The sequence below is a fragment of the Sphingomonas sp. SAFR-052 genome, from assembly GCF_051965015.1.
In the GTDB taxonomy this organism is placed as follows: Bacteria; Pseudomonadota; Alphaproteobacteria; order Sphingomonadales; family Sphingomonadaceae; genus Sphingomonas.
On the sequence record NZ_JBQCMO010000003.1, the window covers coordinates 214,351 to 234,575 of the forward strand.

17 protein-coding genes are annotated in these 20,225 nt (G+C 65.7%); 4 read left to right on the forward strand and 13 right to left on the reverse strand.

All coding sequences use genetic code 11. From position 1 onward, the window contains the following. Position 1 precedes the first annotated feature (1 nt). The 5 genes from ACTHQV_RS06770 to ACTHQV_RS06790 all read right to left on the reverse strand — a co-directional run bounded on the left by ACTHQV_RS06770 (position 2) and on the right by ACTHQV_RS06790 (position 6,428). Complete coding sequence (locus tag ACTHQV_RS06770) at positions 2-796, reverse strand: SDR family NAD(P)-dependent oxidoreductase (RefSeq protein WP_242115608.1); 795 nt, start codon at positions 794-796, stop codon at positions 2-4. Between the two features lie 23 nt (positions 797-819). Next, entirely contained in the window at positions 820-1,959 is a 1,140-nt protein-coding gene (locus ACTHQV_RS06775) for a fumarylacetoacetate hydrolase family protein (RefSeq protein ID WP_440489082.1), read from the reverse strand. A gap of 10 nt (positions 1,960-1,969) precedes the next feature. Beyond that, positions 1,970-3,751 (reverse strand): IlvD/Edd family dehydratase, encoded by a 1,782-nt coding sequence (locus tag ACTHQV_RS06780; protein WP_440489083.1) that lies wholly within the window; start codon positions 3,749-3,751, stop codon positions 1,970-1,972. Positions 3,752-3,821: 70 nt separating this feature from the next. Further along, on the reverse strand, positions 3,822-5,228 hold the full coding sequence (locus ACTHQV_RS06785; protein WP_440489086.1) for a sugar porter family MFS transporter: 1,407 nt from the start codon (positions 5,226-5,228) through the stop codon (positions 3,822-3,824). 105 nt (positions 5,229-5,333) lie between these two features. Further along, positions 5,334-6,428 (reverse strand): LacI family DNA-binding transcriptional regulator, encoded by a 1,095-nt coding sequence (locus ACTHQV_RS06790; RefSeq protein ID WP_440489088.1) that lies wholly within the window; start codon positions 6,426-6,428, stop codon positions 5,334-5,336. 158 nt (positions 6,429-6,586) lie between these two features. Between ACTHQV_RS06790 and ACTHQV_RS06795 the strand changes: the two genes are divergently transcribed. Then, positions 6,587-8,995 carry a glycoside hydrolase family 3 N-terminal domain-containing protein gene (locus ACTHQV_RS06795; protein ID WP_440489090.1) on the forward strand — a complete coding sequence of 803 codons (2,409 nt, stop codon included), beginning with the start codon at positions 6,587-6,589 and terminating at the stop codon, positions 8,993-8,995. A gap of 35 nt (positions 8,996-9,030) precedes the next feature. Here the strand turns inward: ACTHQV_RS06795 and ACTHQV_RS06800 are convergent, their stop codons facing one another. Beyond that, positions 9,031-10,542 (reverse strand): tryptophan halogenase family protein, encoded by a 1,512-nt coding sequence (locus ACTHQV_RS06800; RefSeq protein ID WP_440489091.1) that lies wholly within the window; start codon positions 10,540-10,542, stop codon positions 9,031-9,033. Positions 10,543-10,809: 267 nt separating this feature from the next. Between ACTHQV_RS06800 and ACTHQV_RS06805 the strand changes: the two genes are divergently transcribed. Further along, positions 10,810-14,175, forward strand: a complete 3,366-nt coding sequence (locus tag ACTHQV_RS06805) for a TonB-dependent receptor (RefSeq protein ID WP_440489092.1) — start codon at positions 10,810-10,812, stop codon at positions 14,173-14,175. Between the two features lie 127 nt (positions 14,176-14,302). Here ACTHQV_RS06805 and ACTHQV_RS06810 read toward each other — a convergent pair whose 3' ends face one another. The 5 genes from ACTHQV_RS06810 to ACTHQV_RS06830 form a co-directional block, all read right to left on the reverse strand. Continuing rightward, positions 14,303-14,671 (reverse strand): tetratricopeptide repeat protein, encoded by a 369-nt coding sequence (locus ACTHQV_RS06810; RefSeq protein WP_440489093.1) that lies wholly within the window; start codon positions 14,669-14,671, stop codon positions 14,303-14,305. Between the two features lie 126 nt (positions 14,672-14,797). Then, positions 14,798-15,226 carry an ExbD/TolR family protein gene (locus ACTHQV_RS06815; protein ID WP_440489095.1) on the reverse strand — a complete coding sequence of 143 codons (429 nt, stop codon included), beginning with the start codon at positions 15,224-15,226 and terminating at the stop codon, positions 14,798-14,800. Between the two features lie 12 nt (positions 15,227-15,238). Continuing rightward, the gene (locus ACTHQV_RS06820) at positions 15,239-15,724 is read right to left on the reverse strand and encodes an ExbD/TolR family protein (RefSeq protein ID WP_242115617.1); all 486 of its coding nucleotides are present in this window, start codon (positions 15,722-15,724) and stop codon (positions 15,239-15,241) included. A 73-nt stretch (positions 15,725-15,797) separates the two neighbouring features. Next, the gene (locus ACTHQV_RS06825; protein ID WP_440489097.1) at positions 15,798-16,589 is read right to left on the reverse strand and encodes a MotA/TolQ/ExbB proton channel family protein; all 792 of its coding nucleotides are present in this window, start codon (positions 16,587-16,589) and stop codon (positions 15,798-15,800) included. A gap of 85 nt (positions 16,590-16,674) precedes the next feature. Further along, positions 16,675-17,367, reverse strand: a complete 693-nt coding sequence (locus tag ACTHQV_RS06830; RefSeq protein ID WP_440489098.1) for an energy transducer TonB — start codon at positions 17,365-17,367, stop codon at positions 16,675-16,677. Positions 17,368-17,619: 252 nt separating this feature from the next. Between ACTHQV_RS06830 and ACTHQV_RS06835 the strand changes: the two genes are divergently transcribed. Continuing rightward, positions 17,620-18,441, forward strand: coding sequence for a hypothetical protein (locus tag ACTHQV_RS06835; RefSeq protein ID WP_440489100.1), 822 nt, complete (start codon positions 17,620-17,622; stop codon positions 18,439-18,441). A 4-nt stretch (positions 18,442-18,445) separates the two neighbouring features. On the opposite strand, the gene ACTHQV_RS06840 is transcribed toward ACTHQV_RS06835, so the two are convergent. Both ACTHQV_RS06840 and ACTHQV_RS06845 read right to left on the reverse strand, forming a co-directional pair. Beyond that, positions 18,446-19,189 (reverse strand): SDR family oxidoreductase, encoded by a 744-nt coding sequence (locus ACTHQV_RS06840; protein WP_440489102.1) that lies wholly within the window; start codon positions 19,187-19,189, stop codon positions 18,446-18,448. Next, a complete protein-coding gene (locus tag ACTHQV_RS06845) occupies positions 19,186-19,557 on the reverse strand; it encodes a dihydroneopterin aldolase (protein WP_440489103.1) in 372 nt (123 codons plus the stop codon). Before ACTHQV_RS06845 ends, ACTHQV_RS06840 begins: the two co-directional genes overlap by 4 nt. A 141-nt stretch (positions 19,558-19,698) precedes the next feature. On the opposite strand from ACTHQV_RS06845, the gene ACTHQV_RS06850 reads away from it, so the two are divergent. Then, positions 19,699-20,196, forward strand: coding sequence for a GNAT family N-acetyltransferase (locus tag ACTHQV_RS06850; protein ID WP_440489401.1), 498 nt, complete (start codon positions 19,699-19,701; stop codon positions 20,194-20,196). Positions 20,197-20,225: the final 29 nt, after the last annotated feature.

Sequence of the window (20,225 nt, forward strand, 5' to 3'; positions counted from 1 at the left end):
CCTATCGCCACCCTGCATCCACGAAGAAGCTGTGCCCGGTTACCAGCCGCGCATCGTCGGAGGCAAGGAACAGGATCATCGCGGCGATGTCGCCGGCGACCAGCCGCCCGTTCAGGCACTGCGCCTTCACGATCTCGGCCTCGCCCTCGGGCGTGTACCATTTCAGCTGGCGGGGCGTGCGGACATTGCCCGGAATGACGCAGACCGAACGGATGCCGTCGCCGCCCAGTTCACGCGCGAAGCTGCGGGTCAGCCCTTCGATCGCCGCCTTGGCGGTCTGATACAAGGTCAGTTCCTCCAGCGCGAGGTGCCAGCTGATCGACCCCATGTTGACGATCACGCCCTTGCCCTTGGCCTTCATGCCCGGGATCACCGCCTGCGCCGCGAAGAACAGGTGGCGCAGGTTCACGCCCATCCGGTTGTCCCAATAGGCTTCGTCGACCTGCTCGATCGAATGACGATCATCGCTGGCGGCATTGTTGACCAGCACGTCAAATTCGCCACCCTCGGCAATCGCCTGTTCGATCGCGGCCTTGAGCGCGGCGATATCGGTCAGGTCGACGCGCTGGAACGACGGGGTCGGGCCGACGCCCGCCAGTTCCTCGATGAGCTTGAGCGAATCCGCCTCGGCAATGTCGAAGAAGGTGACGTGCGCGCCCTGCCGCACGAACCCCTCGACCACACCCGCGCCGATCCCCGACCCGCCGCCGGTGATGAGCACGCGCTTGCCGGCGAGTGACGGATAGGAGGCGCGGGCTTCGGGCGCGATGGGATAGGCGAAATCGTCAGGCGACATGGAAGATATCCAGCAAAGAGGTGTCAGGCGGCGATCAGGCCGCGGCGCGCGAGGTTGCGCATCAGGTCGCGGATGCCGAACGCCCAGGGGTCGGCAGCCTTGGAGGTGGTGACGGTGTTCGCCAGTTCGCCGAGCGACGGGGTAGAGATACGCACCACGTCGCCGGGCTTGTGGGTGAAGCCGCGACCCGGCTCGTCGCGATCCTGCACCGGCGCGAACAGCGTGCCGAGGAACAGGACGAAACCATCGGGATATTGATGCTCGGACAGCGCCTGCCGCACGAGATCTTCCGGGTCACGGCTGATTTCGCGCATCGTACTGGTACCGGTCAGGACATAGCCTTCGGGGCCGTCGATACGCAGGTCAACCACCGCATCGCGTACCGTGTCCATGGTAAAATCGCCGTCGAACAGGCGGATGAACGGGCCGATCCCGGTCGAGGCGTTATTGTCCTTCGCCTTGCCGAGCAGCAGCGCCGAGCGCCCTTCGAAATCGCGCAGGTTGACGTCGTTGCCGAGCGTCGCGCCGACGACCTTGCCGTCGCTGGTCGCGACGACGACGATCTCCGGCTCGGGGTTGTTCCACGACGAGTCCGAGCGGATGCCGACATCCGCGCCCCAGCCGACGGTCGAAAGCACAGGCGCCTTGGTGAACACCTCCGCATCGGGGCCGATCGCGACCTCCAGATATTGCGACCACATGCCGGCTTCGATCAGCGCGGCCTTCAGTTCGGCCGCTTCCTTCGAACCCGGCTTTACCGAGCGGATGCCGCCGCCGATGCGCGCTTCGAGGTCGCCGCGAATGCCCTGCGCCGCATCGGCATCGCCGCGTGCGCGTTCCTCGATCACCCGCTCCAGTGCGGACACGGCGAAGGTCACGCCCGCCGCCTTCACGCATTGCAGGTCGATCGGCGACAGGATCGGCGGATGCTCGCCCGTCGGATCGGCAAGCGCCGCCGTGTCGCACACCACCGGACCGTCGAGCGACACGATATCGCTGCGCTCCAGCAGGTCGGCGACGGTCGCGGCATGCGCGGACACGTCGATGACCTTGCCACCCTTCACCACCACCGGCGTCGGGCCATCGGCCAGTTGCATCCGCCCGACCAGCAGCGCCGTGTCATGATCGGCCGGCAGCATCCGCGCGGCATGTTCGCTCTTCATGTCCGTTTCCTCAGTGATTGTGGCGCGGCGTCGTTTCCGACGTCCGGCGATATTTGAGCGCAAGGTCGAGCACGCCGCCTTCGCCGAGCTGGCCGACCTTTTCGCGGTAGATTTCCTCCCACGGCGTCTGGCTGGCCGGTACCGGCGGAATGCCCTCGCCCTTGCGGCGGGCGATTTCGTCGTCGCTCACCAGCATGTCGCAGCGACCGTGGTTCAGGTCGATGCGGATCGTGTCGCCGGTCCGCAACCATGCGAGGCCGCCGCCGACCGCGCTTTCGGGCGAGGCGTTGAGGATCGAGGGGCTGTCCGACGTTCCCGACTGCCGACCGTCGCCGATCGTCGGCAGGCTCTGGATCCCCCGCTGGAGCAGGTCTGCGGGCGGCTGCATGTTGGTGACCTCGGCCGATCCGGGCCAGCCGATCACGCCCGCACCGCGGATGACGAGGATGCAATTCTCGTCGATATCCAGCGCCGGATCGTCGATGCGGTGATGATAATCGTCCGATCCGTCGAACACGATCGCCCGCCCTTCGAAACAGCCTTCGTTGCTCGGCTGCGACAGATAGCGCGCGCGGAAATCGGGACCGATCACGCTGGTCTTCATGATCGCCACGTCGAACAGATTGCCCGACAGGACGAGGAAGCCGGCCTGTTCCTTGAGCGGCTGATCATAGGGGCGGATGACCTCGCGATCGGTGGCGACGCGGTTGGCGACATTCTCGCCCAGCGTCCGGCCGGTCACGGTCGCGACATTGCCGTCGACCTTCCCCACTGCGATCAGTTCACTCAGCACCGCCGGTACGCCGCCGGCGCGGTGGAAGCGCTCGCCGAGGAAGCGCCCGGCGGGCTGTACGTCGACCAGCAGCGGCAGGTCATAGCCATAGTCCATCCAATCGGACGGCTTCAGTTCGATATAGGCATGGCGCGCCATGGCATGGAGGTGCGGATGCGCGTTCGACGACCCGCCGATCGCGGTGATGAGCGCGATCGCGTTCAGGAACGACTGGCGCGTCAGGATCTTGGACGGGCGCAGATCGTCATAGGCCATTTCGACGATACGCTTGCCCGTCTCATAGGCGATCTGCCCGCGTTCGCGGTACGGCGCCGGGATCGCCGCACAGCCGGGCAGCGACATGCCGAGCCCTTCGGCGATGGCGTTCATCGTCGATGCGGTGCCCATGGTGTTGCAATGGCCCGCCGAGGGGGCCGAGGCGGTCGCGGCTTCGAGGAACTCTTCCTCGGTGATCTCGCCCGCCGCCAGCTTGCGGCGCGAGCGCCAGATGACCGTGCCCGACCCGACCAGATCGCCGTCATGCCAGCCATCGAGCATCGGCCCGCCCGACAGGACGATCGCAGGAATATCGACCGTCGACGCCGCCATGATCGCCGAGGGCGTCGTCTTGTCGCATCCGGTGGTCAGTACCACCGCATCGATCGGATAGCCGTTCAGGATTTCGACCAGCCCGAGATAGGCGAGGTTGCGATCGATCGCCGCGGTCGGGCGACGGCAATTCTCGAAGATCGGATGCGTCGGGAATTCCATCGGAATCCCGCCCGCCGCCTCGATCCCGGCCTTGACCCGCTTGACCGTTTCGAGGTGGATGCGGTTGCACGGCGTCAGGTCCGATCCCGACTGGGCGATGCCGATGATCGGCCGCCCGCTGGTCAGTTCCTTCGGCGTGATGCCGTAGTTCATGAACCGTTCGAGATAGAGCGCGGCCATGTCGAGACGGCCGGGCGCGGCGAACCATTCGCGCGATCGGAACGGACGGGCGGGGGTACGGGTCATCATGCCTACTCGGTCGAAGGGCCCCGCAACGCGCGGGGCCGAAGGTGGCGAAGGTTACACGTAACGCAGATTCTCAGCCCTGCATGTCCTCCAGTTCCTTGCCCTTGGTTTCATGGATGAATTTCTGGACGAGGAAGAAGCTGATCGCGGCGCAGACCGCATAGAAGCTGTAGCTGGCGGCCAAACCGATAGTGCCGAGCATTACCGGGAAGCTCTGCGTCACGACATAGTTGGCGAACCACTGGGCAAAGCCGCAGACCGCCAGCGCGGAACCGCGCATCTGGTTCGGGAACATTTCGCCCAGCATGACCCACATGACCGGGCCCCAGCTGATGTTGAAGAATGCCGAATAGGCGAGCGCGGCGCCGACAGCGACCTGACCCATATTGCCCGGCAGGAGCAGCGTCGCACCCTGCACCGTACCAGTCGAGAAGGCATAGACCATGACGAACAGCGTTAGCGCCATGCCCGCCGAACCGATCAACAGGAGCGGCTTGCGCCCGATCTTGTCGACCAGCCCGACCGTCAGGAAACAGGCGACGATCGAGATCGCGCCCGAGAAGATGTTCTGCTGCAACGCTTCCGCTTCGGAGAAGCCCGCGGCCTGCCACAGCGTCGCGCCGTAATAGAAGATCACGTTGATCCCGACGAGCTGCTGGAACACCGCCAGCACGAGGCCGGCCCACACGATCGGGCGGATGCCGCCCTTCACCGGGTCCATGATGTCGCGCAGCGCGGGCTTGTGATCCTTGCTGAACGATGCCTCGATATCGCGGATCTTCACGGCAGCGGCGGCCGGCCCGAACAGGCGGGTCAGCACGATGCGCGCTTCGTCCAGCCGGCCCTTCTGCACCAGATAGCGCGGGCTTTCCGGGATGAAGAGGAGCGCGACGAGGAAGACGGCGGCGGGAATCGCCTGCATCCAGTACATCCAGCGCCATGCCTCGTAACCGCCCCACCAGATGGCGGTCGAGCTACCAGCCGCGGCGGCCAGATAATAGTTCACGACGAACGCGACGGTCAGACCGGTGATGATCATGATCTGCTGCACGGTCGTCATCCGCCCGCGGATGTTCGCCGGTGCGACCTCCGAGATATAGGCGGGCGAGAGCACCGATGCCGCACCGACCGCCATGCCGCCCATGAAGCGGGCGATGACGAACAGCGCCTGGACGTGGCTGAAACCCTGAATGATCGCGCCGACCAGGAACAGCACGGCGGCGAGCATCATCACCTTGCGGCGACCCATCGCGTCGGCCAGCTTGCCAGCGAGGAACGCACCGACGAAACAGCCGATCAACAGCGATCCGACCGTAAAGCCGAGCCCGGCCTCGCTCAGGCCAAACGCGGTCTTCAACCCTTCCTGCGTGCCGTTTACCGCCCCGCTGTCATATCCGAACAACAGCCCCCCGATCGTCGCCACTGCCACGATCGCGATGACGAGCGCGATATTCACGCGCTCCCCCGTCGCCTCTACCATCCCCATCCACTCCATGTTCACCACCGTTCGAAACGGCGTGTTAGCGGTAACGGTGGCGAATTATTACGACAAATGCAAGCGGTCGCGACGCAACCGCGGTGCCTTTTACGCCGCCGGCCGCCGCCGTGCCATTCCCGGACGCTTCGCCGCCACCGGCGCCGGCCCCGACGATTCGCGCACGATCAGTTCGTGGTCGAGCACGCGGTCCTCGCCAGCGCCGTCCTGTCCCATGCGGCGATCGCGGATCTCGGCCAGCAGCATCTCGACCGCCGCCTCGGCCATCGCCGCGATCGGCTGGCGGATCGTCGTGATCTCGGGCCAGGTGGTGGTCGCGAGCGAGGTATCGTCGAAGCCGACGATGCTCAGATCCTCGGGCACGTGCAGCCCGCGGCGGTGCGCGACGCTGATCGCCGCGGCGGCCATGTCATCGTTGCTGGCGAAGATCGCAGTCGGGCGATCGTCGCGGTCGATCAGCTTCTCGCCGGCATCGATCCCCGAACGGAAGGTGAAATAGCCCTGTTCGACCGGCATGTCGGCGAGATCGAATCCCGCCGCCTCGATCGCGGCGACGAAGCCGCGCCAGCGCTCGGCGCTGGACCCGTTGTTCGGGTCACCGCGCACGAAACCGATCCGACGATGGCCAAGGTCGATGAGATGCTGGGTCATCGCCTGCGCCGCGGCGCAATCGTCGATCCGCACCGATGCGCGTCCCGGTTGCGCCACCCCGACCGCGACCGCGACGGAAGGCGTGCCCGCGGCGTCGAGTTCGTCGCGGACCGGCACCGAATCCGACAACGGCGGCGGCAGGATCACGCCCTGTACCGCCGTCGATGCGAAGCGCCGCGCGCCCTCGGCCTGTTCCTCGGCGCTGTCGCCTTCGCACGGTTCGAGGACGAGGTGGCAACCGACCTTGCGCGCGCCCTCCAGCGCGCCGATCAGAAAGTTCGACAGATAGGCGAGCGAGGGATTGGCATAGAGCAGCCCGATCTGTGCCGCCTCCCCCGCCGCCAGACTGCGGGCGGCAGTGTTGGGCCAATAGTTGAGCTGCTCGATCGCCGCCAACACCGCCTCGCGTGTCGACTGGCGAACATTCGCCCCGCCATTGACGACGCGCGAGACCGTCATCGCCGACACGCCCGCCGAACGCGCGACGTCCTGCACGGTAATGCTGCCACCGCTGCGACGACTTGGCTTTTCCATGGATGAAAACCGCTCCCTTGTCCCAATGCTTATGGCGCGGAACGGACGAATGCAAATCGTGCGATCGGTTGACGGGTCCGATCGGGAAAGATAGCTGATAGCGCTACCAAATAGCGGCGGCGGGCGAACCGGATGCCGATTGTCCCGGGAGAGAGAATGTGACCCTGACGCCCAAGCCCGTTCGCCTTGCGCTTGCCTGTCTGCTGGCGACCGCCGCGACCGGCACCCTGATCGCGCAGACCCGTCCTTCCCGTCCGGCTGCTACCGAACGTGTGGTCTACAAGGACGCGTCGCAGCCGGTCGCGGCGCGCGTCGAGGACCTGCTGCGCCGCATGACGCTGGAGGAAAAGGTCGCGCAGATGATCGGCATCTGGGAAAAGAAGCGCGACGTTCAGGACGCCAAGGGCAATTTCTCGGCAGCGAAGGCCGCGCGCGCCTTCCCCAACGGCCTCGGCCAGATCACCCGCCCGTCGGACAAGCGCGGCGTCACTGCCGGCAACAATGCAGCGGGCGTCACCGCCGATGCCGTCAACCGCACCGCGCAGGAAACCGCCGACTATATCAACGCCGCACAGCGTTGGGCGGTCGAACAGACCCGGCTCGGCATCCCGCTCATCATGCATGAGGAAGCGCTGCACGGCTATGTCGCGCGCGGCGCCACCAGCTTTCCGCAGTCGATTGCGCTCGCGTCGTCGTGGGACCCGGCGCTGGTCGAGCGCGTGTTCGGTGTGGCGGCGCGAGAGATGCGGGCGCGCGGTGCCAACCTCGCGCTCGCTCCGGTCGTCGACGTTGCCCGCGACCCGCGCTGGGGCCGGATCGAGGAAACCTATGGCGAGGACCCGCATCTGGTCGGCGAGATGGGACTTGCCGCGATTCGCGGGTTCCAGGGGACGACCCTGCCGCTGGCGCCGACCAAGGTCATGGTCACGCTGAAGCACATGACCGGCCATGGCCAGCCCGAAAACGGCACCAATGTCGGCCCGGCCAACATCTCCGAACGCACGCTGCGCGAGAATTTCTTCCCGCCGTTCGAACGCGCGGTGAAGGAACTGCCAGTGCAGGCGGTGATGGCGTCGTACAACGAGATCGACGGCATCCCCAGCCATGCGAACAAATGGCTGCTCGACGACGTGCTGCGCCGCGAATGGGGCTATAAGGGGTCGGTGGTCAGCGACTATTTCGCGATCAAGGAACTGAACACCCGCCACAAGATGTACGGCACCGACATGGCCGCCGCCGGCCGCCGCGCGCTCGACGCCGGGGTCGACATGGAACTGCCCGATGCCGATGGCTGGTCGACGCTGGCCGCCATGGTCAAGTCGGGACAGGTGTCGCCGGAACAGGTCGACAATGCCGTCCGCCGCATCCTGACCATGAAGTTCCAGATGGGGCTGTTCGAAAACCCCTATGCCGATGCCCGCACCGCCGAGGCGAAGACCGCGACCCCCGACGCGATCGCGCTCGCCCGCGAAGCCGCCGTCCGCTCGATGGTGCTGCTCAAGAACCAGAACAACCTGCTCCCGCTCGATCCGGCCAAGGTCGGCAAGATGCTGGTCGTCGGCACCCATGCCCGCGACACCCCGATCGGTGGCTATTCGGACGTGCCCAAGCATGTCGTGAGTGTCCTGGAGGGCATGCAGCAGGCCGCGCAGGGCCGCTTCTCGGTCGATTATGCCGAGGGCGTGCGCCTGACCCGCAGCCGGCAATGGGCCGGCGACAAGGTCGATCTGGTCCCACCCGCCGAAAACGCCCCGCTGATCGAGGAAGCGGTACGCAAGGCGGCATCGGCCGACACGATCCTGCTGGTGCTCGGCCAGAACGAACAATTGAGCCGCGAGGCATGGGCTGACCAGCATCTGGGCGACCGGCAGAAGCTCGACCTGATCGGCGAGCAGAACGAACTGGCCCGCCGCCTGTTCGCGACCGGCAAGCCGGTGGTCGTGGTCCTGCTGAACGGCGGTCCGCTTGCCGCGACCTATCTGGAGGCGAACGCGCCGGCGATCGTCGAAGGCTGGTATCTGGGGCAGGAAACCGGCAACGCCGTCGCCGATATCGTGCTCGGCCGTGCCAATCCCGGTGGCAAGCTGCCGGTATCGGTCCCGCGCAGCGAGGGGCAGTTGCCGATCTTCTACAACCACAAGCCGACGTCGCGGCGCGGCTATCTGTTCGACAGCACCGCCCCGCTCTATCCGTTCGGCTACGGCCTGTCCTATACCAGCTTCGACGTCGGCGCGCCGCGTCTGGCCAAGGCGACGATCGGCCGCGACGAGACGGTGCGGGTGTCGGTGGACGTCGCCAATACCGGCCGCCGTGCGGGCGACGAGGTCGTCCAGCTCTATGTCCGCGACGACGAGGCGACGGTCACCCGGCCGGTGCTCGAACTCAAGCATTTCCAACGCGTGACGCTGCAGCCGGGCGAGAAGCGGACGGTGACGTTCGACCTGAAGCCTGCCGATCTCGCCTTCTGGAACGTCGAGATGCACCGCGTCGTCGAACCGGGCACGTTCACGATCAGCGCGGGCAACAGTTCGACGTCGTTGAAGGCGACCACGCTGACGGTCCGGTAACTTCTCTCTCCCCCTCTCCTGATCGGGGAGGGGGCTTACCGGTCGCCCGCCGCGCAATAGCTGCGGAGGAATTCGCGATGTGCCGGCATATAGTCCGCCGATGCCTGGATTGCGTCGCGGATATGCGCCAGCCGCGCCCGGGTTTCGTCGAGCGACAGCGTTTCGGCGATCGGATCATAGCCCGCCGGCCGCATCCCCTGCCCGTTCATCACGGCGAACCAACTGGTATCGTTGAACAGTTCCTCATTCTCGCGGAAGGTGCGGCCATGGGTGCGGAACACTCGCATCTTTTCGGCCAGTCGTTCAGGCACCTCCATCGTCCGACAGTGGCGCCAGAAATCTGAATCGTCGCGCTCGGTCGCATGGTAATGCAGGATGATGAAGTCGCGGATCTCGGCATATTCGGTCGACAGGATGCGGTTGTACCGCTCGATCTCCGCTGCACGGAAATGGCGGTCGGGAAACATGGCCATCAGCCGCGACAGTCCCGACTGGATCAGCCAGATGCTGGTCGATTCGAGCGGTTCGAGGAACCCCGACGACAGCCCGATCGCGACGCAGTTCCGGATCCACATGCGGTCGCGATGGCCGGCGCGGAACGGCACGAAGCGCGGTTCGGCGAGCGGTTCGCCGTCGAGATTGTCGAGCAGGATCGCCGCCGCCTCGTCGTCACTCATATGCGCGCTGCTGAACACATGGCCGTTGCCGATGCGGTGCTGGAGCGGAATGCGCCATTGCCACCCGGCACGCCGCGCGGTCGAGCGGGTGAACGACGCCATCGCCTCGGCACCCGCGCACGGCACCGCCACTGCCCGGTCGCAGGGCAGCCAGTGCGACCAGTCGACGAACTTCGCCCCCAGCGTCTGGTCGATCAGCAGGCCGCGAAAGCCCGAACAGTCGATGAACAGGTCGCCTGCGATCCGGCGACCGTCCGCCAGCATCACCGCCTCGACGAAGCCGTCCTCGGGGCGCAGGTCGACCCGCTCGATCCGCCCTTCGTGTCGCACGACCCCGCGCGCCTCGGCATAGCGCCGCAGATAACGGGCATAGAGCGCCGCATCGAAATGATAGGCATAGGCGATGTCGCTCAGCGGCGAATTGCCGGCATCGATCGGGCGCATGAACTTGCCCTTTGCGCTCGCCATCGCCTGGAGCGACCATGGCTCGATCGTCGGCGCCTCGCCTATGCCATGCAGCCGCAACCAATAGGCATGGAACGAGATGCCGTTCATGTTGATGCCGTAGCTGCCGAAGGGGTGGAAATAGCTATGGCCGATGCGGGTCCAGTCGACGAACTCGATGCCCAGTTTGAAACTGCCCTGCGTCTCGCGCAGGAACTCGGCTTCGTCGATGCCCAGCATCCGGTTGAACGTCGCCATTTGCGGGATGGTCGCCTCCCCCACCCCGACCGTGCCGATCGCGTCCGATTCGACCAGCGTGATCTGGCAATAGTCGGTGGTCAGCAGCCTCGCGAAGGTCGCGGCGGCCATCCACCCCGCCGTCCCCCCGCCGACGATGACGATCCGGCGAATCCGGTCGTCGCTCATGCGTCGCGGTCCCGCCGAGCGGTAGCGTTCCGTATGTCCGAATTGAGCCAGGCGCATTCCATCTGCTGAAACCCCGTTCCGTTTCCTGCGCCGCTCCGGTCCCCGCGGACACCGACGGCGACACTTTTGCAACACATACGCATGTATTCGCGATACGTACCAGCCAAGCTATTGATTGTGGACGACCCTGTCTTCTAAGCCCGACCCCGAACCAAAAAAGCGCGTCGTAATGATAGCGCTACCATATCCGGGGAGGAACAGCAGTCCGTGCCAACATCATCCATCCATCCGTCGTCCGCCGACCGTTCGCTCGCCGCCGCGTTGAAGGCCGGTGCGTCGCTGGTCGCGCTGTGCCTCGCCGCCCCGACCCTGGCGCAAACCGCCGCCGGCGACGTATCGCAGACGTCGATCGCGCCAGGCGTTGACAACGCTGACAACCAAGCCGAGCCGACCCAGGCCCCCGATGATACCGCCGCCCCCGATATCGTCGTCACCGGTTTCCGCCAGTCGCTGTCGACCGCACAGGGGATCAAGCGCAATTCGGACGTGATCGTCGATTCGGTCACGGCCGAGGATATCGGCGCGCTGCCCGACCGATCGGTCACCGAAACGCTGCAGCGCATCCCCGGCGTGTCGATCAACCGCTTTGCCGCCGGCGTCGATCCCGACCATTTTTCCGTCGAGGGGTCGGGCGTGGTCGTGCGCGGCCTCACCTATGTCCGTTCCGAATTCAACGGACGCGACGCCTTCTCGGCCGGCAATAGCGGTGGCCTGAGCTTTGCCGACGTGCCTTCCGAACTGCTCGGCGGCGTCGACGTGTTCAAATCGCCCTCCGCCGACCGCATCGAGGGCGGTATCGCCGGCGTGGTCAACCTGCGCACCCGCAAGCCGTTCGACCAGAAGGGGCTGCTCGTCTCCGCCAATGCCGAGATGAACTATGGCGAATTCGCCAAGAAGGGCGCCCCGTCGCTGTCGGCGCTGGTCAGCAACCGCTGGGAGACCGGGATCGGCGAATTCGGTCTACTCGGCTCGATCAGCTATTCGCAGCTCTACACCCGCGCCGACCGGCTCGGCATCTCGTCGTTCCGCGTGCGCCCGATCTATTCGGACGGCACCCGCAACGACGTCGTCGCCTTTGACGGCGCGACCCAGACGGGCGAAGGGCTGTTCCCGCGCGGCGCAGTGATCGGCAGCCAGGACTTCAACCGCGAACGCTATGGCTATTCGGCGGCGGCGCAGTGGCGCTCGACCGACGGCTCGATTGAGGCGACCGCCCAGTTCCTGCGCTCCGACGCGCGCCAGGCGTGGAACGAACGCACCATCGAAATCGCGACCGATAACGTCACGACCAACGGCGACTCGCGCGCCCGCGCCGGCACGACGCTGAACTTCGACGATAGCGGGCTGTTCGAAAGCGGCATCATTACCGCGCCGACCGGCTGGCGTGCCGACCAACAGGGCCTCGACCCGCGCACCCCTGCGTCGGGGCTGCAATCGAACAATCAGGGTCGCGAACAGATTTCGAAGAATGTCACGACCGATTACTCGTTCAACCTGAAATGGGACGTCAGCAGCCGGCTCGGTCTGAACCTCGACTATCAGCACGTCGTGTCGACCAACCGCACCGTCGATAACGGCCTGTGGACGTCGAGCTACCAGGACGCGCAGATCCGCCTGAATGGAAAGGGCATTCCCGAGGTCAGCTTCATTGCGCCGCAAACCTGCGACACGACCTGTGTCGGCACGCCCGGCACCGACGTCTATCCGACCTATTTCAGCGGCACGCACCAGAGCTTCATCGATCCGTACAACACCTTCTATCGCTCGGCGATGGACCATGCCGAGGAATCGGACGGCAATTCGGACGCGGTGCGGCTCGACCTCGAATACAGCTTCCCCGAATCGGGCTTCCTCCGCGCGGTCCGCGCCGGCGGTCGCTTCGCGCAACGCGATACGGTGTCGCGCTTCTCGGCCTACAATTGGGGCGTGCTGTCCGAACAATGGGGCAATAATGGTCCGGTCTGGCTGACGGACATTGTCGATGGCGATCCGACCACCGATGGCGGGGCGCCGCTGAACGTGACGCAGCCCTTCTTCTACAACAACTTTCTGCAGGGCCGCACTCCCAGCCCCGCCGGCCCCGGCCGCCTGTTCTATTCGGGGCGTCCGGCCAGCAACCTCGAACAGTATCGCGAACTTGGGTTGCTAATCGGTCGTGAATGGCAACCGGGCACGACCTGCGCCGATGGCCGGGCGATCAATGCCGGCTGGAACCCGCTCAACCAGCGCTGCGACGTGGTGCCCGGCACCGACTATCTGCGCGGCGAGGTCAATCCGCAGACCGAACGCAACAAGGCCGCCTATATCATGGCGCGGTTCGACACCGAATTCGGTAACGGGTGGAAGTTCAACGGGAATGTCGGCGTGCGCTACACCAGCACGCAGCGGATCAGCCAAGGGTTCCAGTCCTTCCCGACCGTCACCTCGCTGCCGACCGCGGCGCAATGTTCGGAAGCGATCGGACAGGTGATCGCCGGCGAAACCGGCGCCACCGTCCCCGCCTTCTGCGCATTGCCGAGCGCGCAACAGGCCAGCTATCAGAACTTCCTGAACGGCGCGGTCGTCGCCAACAATGTCGACCTGACCTATGATTACTGGCTGCCGAGCCTGAACGTACGGCTAGAGGTCGGCAACGGGCTGCAATTCCGGGCCGCCTATGGCAAGGGTGTGTCGCCGCCGTCGCCGGGTCTGGTGCGAAACTATTATACCGTGGGCCTCACTACCCAGTCGCAGCTCGACAGCACCGGTGCGCAGGTTCCGATCGTCGTCAATCCCGATGGCACCCTGCCCCCGAACCAAGTGCAGGTGTTCGGCCAATTCAACGCCGGCAACCCCTATCTGCTGCCGACCGAGGCCGACAGTTTCGACCTGACCGGCGAATGGTATTTCTCGCGGGTTGGCTCGATCACCGTTTCGGGCTTCTACAAGCGGCTGAGCAAGGTGTTGACCAACGACACCCAGCGCCAGACCTTCACCAATAATGGCGAGAGTTTCGAGGCGATCGTCACTACGCCGGTCAATTCGGACGCAACCGGCCATATCCGCGGGGTCGAGGTCGGCTATCAGCAAACCTACGACTTCCTGCCCGGGGCGCTGAAGGGGCTGGGGTTGCAGGCCAACTACACCTTCATCAGCAGCTCGGGCGTGCCGCAGGCGGTGCTTTCCGCGACCGATCCAGCGGTCGCCGCCGGTCAGCAGCCGACGATCACCGGAACCAACTTTCCGCTGCAAGGCCTGTCGAAGCACCAGTTCAACATTACCCCGTTCATCGACATCGGGGCGCTGTCGCTGCGGGCGTCGTATAACTGGCGGTCGGATTATCTGCTGACGCTGCGCGACGTCATCACCCCGTTCGATCCGATCTTCCAACGGGCCTATGGACAGATGGACGCCTCGGCCTTCCTGCAGGTGACGCCGCAATTCCGCATCGGCATCCAAGGTGTGAACCTGACCAATGCCATGACGGTGACCGAAGCAGCCGTCGCCGATCAGAACGACGCGATCCGTCGCGTGCCGCGGCAATGGTATGTGAACGATCGGCGCTACTCGATCGTCGCGCGCATGAATTTCTGACGCAGATCAGCATGTGCAAACGAAAACGCCGTCGGGATAACCCGGCGGCGTTTTTGTTCGTTCGTTTCCGGCGGCTACATCGGACGTGAAGTAAAGGCCGCCGCCATCAGCCGTACGCCCGCAGCAATCAGCGCGACGTCAGCAAGACCGCGTTCGACTTATCCAGCATCCGCAGTCCGCGGCGCGCCACGTCATGGGCGCTCGCGACCTGATCCGACGGCATCAGCAGTGATGCATCCTCGCCCGCCAACACACGCGCATACAGGGCGCGGGCCGCGTCGGGGCGGTCGGTCATCGCATAGACGGCGGCGAGATTGAGCAGGACCTGCGGTTCCCGGCTTCCCGCCCGCGTGTCGCGCTCCAGCGCGCGTTCGGCAGCCGGGAGGTTTCCGGCGGCAATAGCAGCGTGCGCGTATTGCGCATCCTGGGCGTTCGCGCTGGCGATCCCCATGGCCGCCAGCGCCGGGGCAAGCAGTACGAGCGTTCCGATTCGCATGACATCATCTCCTGTTTGTTACATCGTGATGACATCAATGTTTCACTTTTAAGACGGCTCCGCAAGCCGGACATAAAAAAAGGGGCGGCCGAAGCCGCCCCTTTGCGAGACAGTGGTGCGCGCCGCTTAGAAGTCGGCGCGATACTGTTCGTTGCCGACGAAGCCGAGCTTCGTCACGTTCGCCCGCTTCACGATCGCCAACACCCCGTCGACCACTTCGTACCGCGCCGTAGCGTCGGGCTGGAAGTGCAGTTCGGGCTGCGGGTTCATCGCGACGGTCTGGTCGAGATATTGGGTCAGCGTGACCTCGTCGACCGGCGTGCCGTTCCAGAAGGTCTGGCCCTGCGCATTGATCGCGATCTTGTTCTTCACCGGATCAACGACGGTCTGCGGCCGGTTGTCCGGCTGCGGCAGGTCGACCTTCACCGCGTGGCTCTGGATCGGGATGGTGATGATGAACATGATCAGGAGCACGAGCAGCACGTCGATCAACGGCGTCGTGTTCATGTCCATCATCGGTTCGTCGTCTGCGCGACCGCCACCACTCATTGCCATGTCAGGCTACTCCTATTGACGCGCACGCGGCGTGGTATTGGGGTCCGGTTCGGAAATGAACCCGACCTTGGTGAACCCGGCCGACTGCATCGTGTAGATCGTACCGCCGATGCAGCGATACGGCGTGTTCACATCGCCGCGGATATGCACTTCGGGCAGTTCGAGGTTCGGGTTGCCGACGCCACCCTGACGGGCGACTTCGTCTTCCAACTTCTTGACCGCGCGGGTCCGCAGCTCGTCCGCATTGACGCGGGTGAGACCCCAATAGACGGCGCACTGTCCGTCGAGGCCCTGCACCGAAAGCGACACGTTTTCGGGCTTGGTCGTCGTCGGTTCGAACACGACCTTCGGGACCTTGAGGCCGCTCACCTGCTGGACCACGACCGGAACCGCGATCAGGAAGATGATCAGCAGCACGAGCATGACGTCCACGAGCGGCGTGGTATTGATGTCCGAGAGGGGGGCTTCATCGCCGCCGCCGCCAACACTCATCGCCATGAGGCTATCCTATCCACTTATACTCAATCGAACCGCCGGGACCGATCACGACCCCGGCGGTGTCAGCGTCGGATCAAACGCGCGGCGCGGTCGGCACGCCACCGGCCTGGCCGGCGGTGGTGCTGCCGACTGCCGGCTTGGCGGTCGGAGCCGGGCCACGAGCGGCGACGGTCGGACGAACCGCACCGTTCGAGGCGAGGTAGCCAAGCACGTCGTTCGAGAAGGCCGACAGGTCTTCCGCGATCGACTTGTTGCGGCGCTGCAGCCAGTTGTACGCCAGCACGGCCGGAACCGCGACGACCAGACCGATGGCGGTCATGATGAGCGCTTCACCGACCGGACCCGCGACGTCGCCGATCGCGGCCTGACCTGCGGCACCGATCTTCACGAGCGCGCGGTAGATGCCGACCACGGTACCGAACAGACCGACGAACGGCGAGGTGGCACCGACAGTCGCGAGGAAGGCGAGGCCGCCATTGAGCTTCGAGTTGATCGACGCTTCCGAACGCGCCAGCGAACCGTGCAGCCAGTCATGCGCTTCAACCGGATCGGTCAGCTTGCCGTGCTGGTCCTGCGCGGCGAGGCCGTCGTCGACGATCTGGCGATAGGCCGAGTTCTTGTCGAGCTTGGCGGCGCCTTCACGCAGCGAGTTCGACTGCCAGAAGGTGGCGCGAACGCGCTTCGCCTGGTTCATGATCTTCTGCTGTTCGAACAGCTTGGTGAAGAGGATGTAGAACGAGCCGACCGACATGATGACCAGGATGCCCAGCGTGCCGAACGCGATCGCGCCGCCCTGCTGAAGCGCTTCCCAGAAGCCGAAGTTCGGAGCCCCGGCGGGTGCGCCGGCAGCAAGAATGGTGAGCATCGGATAGTTTCCTTAGAGCTGATTATGTTCTTGAAGAATTATGCCCCGGACCGCCCCGCGACACAGCGTCGCGGGACACCCGGTCTTACCGGTCGGCCGGCAACTGCCAGCGAACGCGACGCGACGAACTCGAACGGATCGGATTGCCCGCCTGATCGAGCGCCGGCGAGTAGCGGGCGCGGCGTTGCAGGGCCGAGCACGCGGCCCGATCCAGCGCGGCCGAACCGCTCGACGAGGTCACGCGGCAATTCTCGACGCGACCCTGGGCGTTGATGTCCCACGAGATCGCGGTCACGCCTTCGTCACCGCTGTTGAGCGCCGACGCGGGATAGTCGTCCTGCGTGATCCACTGCGACGGGTCACCCTTCGCGCCAGCGGCCTTGCTGATGACCGGAGCCGGGGGCGCCGGCGGCGCAACCGGTGCGGGCGGCGCGGGCGGACCAGCGGTCGGGATCGGCGCATAGGTCGGTGGCGGCGTCGTCACCGTCTGCATCACCACCGGCGGCGGTGCCTGCGTCTGGACGATCGGCGGCGGCGTTACGACCGGCGGCGGCGACTGCGGCTGCGGCTGATCGGGCGGCGGCGGGGGAGGAGGAATCTCCTCGGGCGGGGGTGGCGGTTCCTCGACGTCGAACGTCTCGGTATCCTCAGTCACCTTCTTCACATATTTATAGGCGAGGCCGGAGATGAACGCATAACCGATCACAACGTGGAGAATCCCCACGATGATCAGTGCGACGATCCGGCCACTACCTGCTTTTTGGTCAGCGTAAGCCATTCAGCAACCAAACTCCTCTAGCCCGGTACATTGGGTCGGTCCGTCCGGCGAAACCGGCACGCAACGACCGTCGTGTCCGGGGCTACGCGGCATTCCGGACGCGATTGTCTATCGCGGCCTTTTAAACGACGCAAACGCTTTGTCGGACGAAACAATCGTACAATCGCGCCATTACCGAAATAAGTCTGTAACCGCGCATTTCCGGGCATTATGACCGGTCGGATGAAGCGCATCCTCCTTACCGCGACCGGCATGTCCCTGTTTTTGATCGGGTGTGGCCCGGTCGTCGCGCGCCAGAATGGCACGCCCGATGTTATCGCTACCGAATCATCCGGACCGCCCTATGCGCAACTCGCCCGGCTTGCGCTCGACGGGGAGATCGTGCTCGACGCAACGATTCGCTCGGCCGCCCGCATTCCGCCGGCGGAGGCGACCGGCCTCGCGCCGGGGCATGTCCGCTTCTATGTCACTGCCGATGTCAGCGCGCTGATTCGGGCGAGCGGGCCGTTGCCGGCGCGGGTCGGCTATCTGGTCGACGTGCCGTTCGATCCGCGGGGTCGTGCGCCCAATCTGAAGCGCCAGCGGGTCATCGCCTTTGCCCGCGCGGTGGCGGGGCGTCCCGATCAGGTACAACTGCTCACGCCCGATGCGCAATTTGCTTGGACGCCCGCACTCGATCAGCGGGTGCGGGGCGTCGTGCGGGACGTGCTAGCCCCAGATGCACCGCCGGCGGTGACCGGGATCGGCAACGCCTTCCACGTGCCCGGCACCCTCCCCGGCGAAGGCGAGACGCAGATCTTCCTGAAGACTGCGAATGGCAACCCGGTATCGCTGCTGATCCTGCGCCGGCCGGGCGAGGAAAAGCGCTGGGCGTTGTCGCTGGGCGATATCATCGACGAAGCAGGCGGTGCGCCGCAACGCGACACGCTTGCCTGGTACCGGCTGGCCTGCGGTCTGCCGGACACGCTGCCCGAGGCGAGCCTGCAGTCGCAGGACGACGACAATGCCACGATCGCGCGCGAGGATTATGCGTTCGTCCGGCAACAACTCGGCCGGTGCGACGACGGCCGGTGACCTGTCAGCGGCCGAGATGGACGAAGTCGCGTTCGAATCGGACCAGCCCAGCCCCGCCGTCGACGAACAGCAACTGTCCGGTCGAGGCGGTGGCGCCGGCGAGAAATAGCACGGCGTCCGCGACCTGATCGGCGCTAGGAAGGCGTTCGAGCGGCATCATCGCCGCCAGCCGGTCCAGCTGCCTGGCGTCATAATCATCGGTCGCAATCGTCAGGCCCGGCGCCACGCCGTTGACCCGCACCGCCGGCGCCAGTGCCAGCGCCAGCGTACGGGTGGCTTCGGCAAGTGCCTGCTTCGACAGGGTATAGGCCAGCTGATCGCGATGCGGATGGGCGATGCGCTGGTCGAGGATGTTGACGACCGCCGACCCGCCCTGCCCCGCCAGCGCCGTGGCGAGCACGAACGGCGCGGCGGCATTGACCGCGAAATGGGCGGTCAGCGATTCGGGCGCAGGGTAGCTGTCGTCGTCGGCACGAAAGCAGGACGCATTGTTGACCAGCAGGTCGACCCGACGGCCGAACCGATCCGCCACCGCCGGGATCAGCGCGGCGACCGCCGCCGGATCGGCCAGATCGGCGGCGAAGGACCCATATCGTGCCCCGCCGATCCCGGCGACGACCGCGGCATCGGGCTCGCCCGGCGTACTGGCATGGAGCGCGACGTCATAACCGGCCTCAGCCAGTCGCACCGCAATATGCCCGCCCAGCCGGCGATAGCTGCCGGTGACCAGCGCCAGCGGGCGGCTCACCGCCGGTGCCGGACCATGGTGACGCCGATCGATTCGCCGTCCTCGGCGATGGCCAGCTTCACGATGCGGATCTTCACCCGCTGCACACGCGGATCGGACAGGAACAGCGTGTCGACGATGTGATCCGCGACGCCTTCGATCAGCGTGAAATGCACCCCCTGCGGCAACGCATCGGTCGCGGCGTGCTTGAGGTCCATATAGCTTTTGGAGGCGGACAGCGGCGTGTCCGGCGCGAAGCGTTCGGGACAATCGAGATCGACCGTCATCGAAATCCGCAGCGGCTGCGGCAGGTGCGTTTCCTCCGAGTAAATGCCGGTCAGGACATTCACCTCGATATCATGGACTTCGAGTTGGAGCGAATCGCGCAAGCGGCACCTGTCATCATCTGGGAATATCGGCGCGATAGCAGACGGCGCGGGCGGCGAAACCATGCCGGCCGCGAATCTTGCCCCTTGTGCGCGTCGGTCGTGGCGGTACAGGCGCGCATCCCGATTGGATTGGACCCGCCCTTGTCCGCTTTGCGCCCGCTTGCCACCATTGCCGCCGCCGAGGTCGAAGCGCTGCTCGACGCGGCGTTCGGGATCGACCGGCATCAGCGAACGGCCTATCGGGTGCGGACCGGCCTGCAACCGATCGGTGCGCTCAGCTTCGCGTGGGTCGAGGGCGAACGGCTGACCGGCTGTATCCAATGCTGGCCGGTGCAGTTGAACGGCGACGACGGGCAGGCGATGCCGATGGTGATGGTCGGTCCGGTCGCGGTCGCGCCCGATCGGCAGGGCACCGGCATCGGGCAGCGGCTGATGGCGGAATCGATCGCGGCGGCGGGTGACGATGCACCGCTCATGCTGATCGGCGATCCCGAATATTATGGCCGCTTCGGGTTCAGCGCGGCGCGAAGCGGCGGCTGGCGGATGCCGGGGCCGTATGAGCAGCGGCGGCTGCTGGCGCGCGGTGCCGTGCCCGAATGCAACGGCATGATCGGGCCGCGCGTCGCGCTGGCGGCGTGAACCCCTTGTCGCGGGCGCGCCGTCCAAGC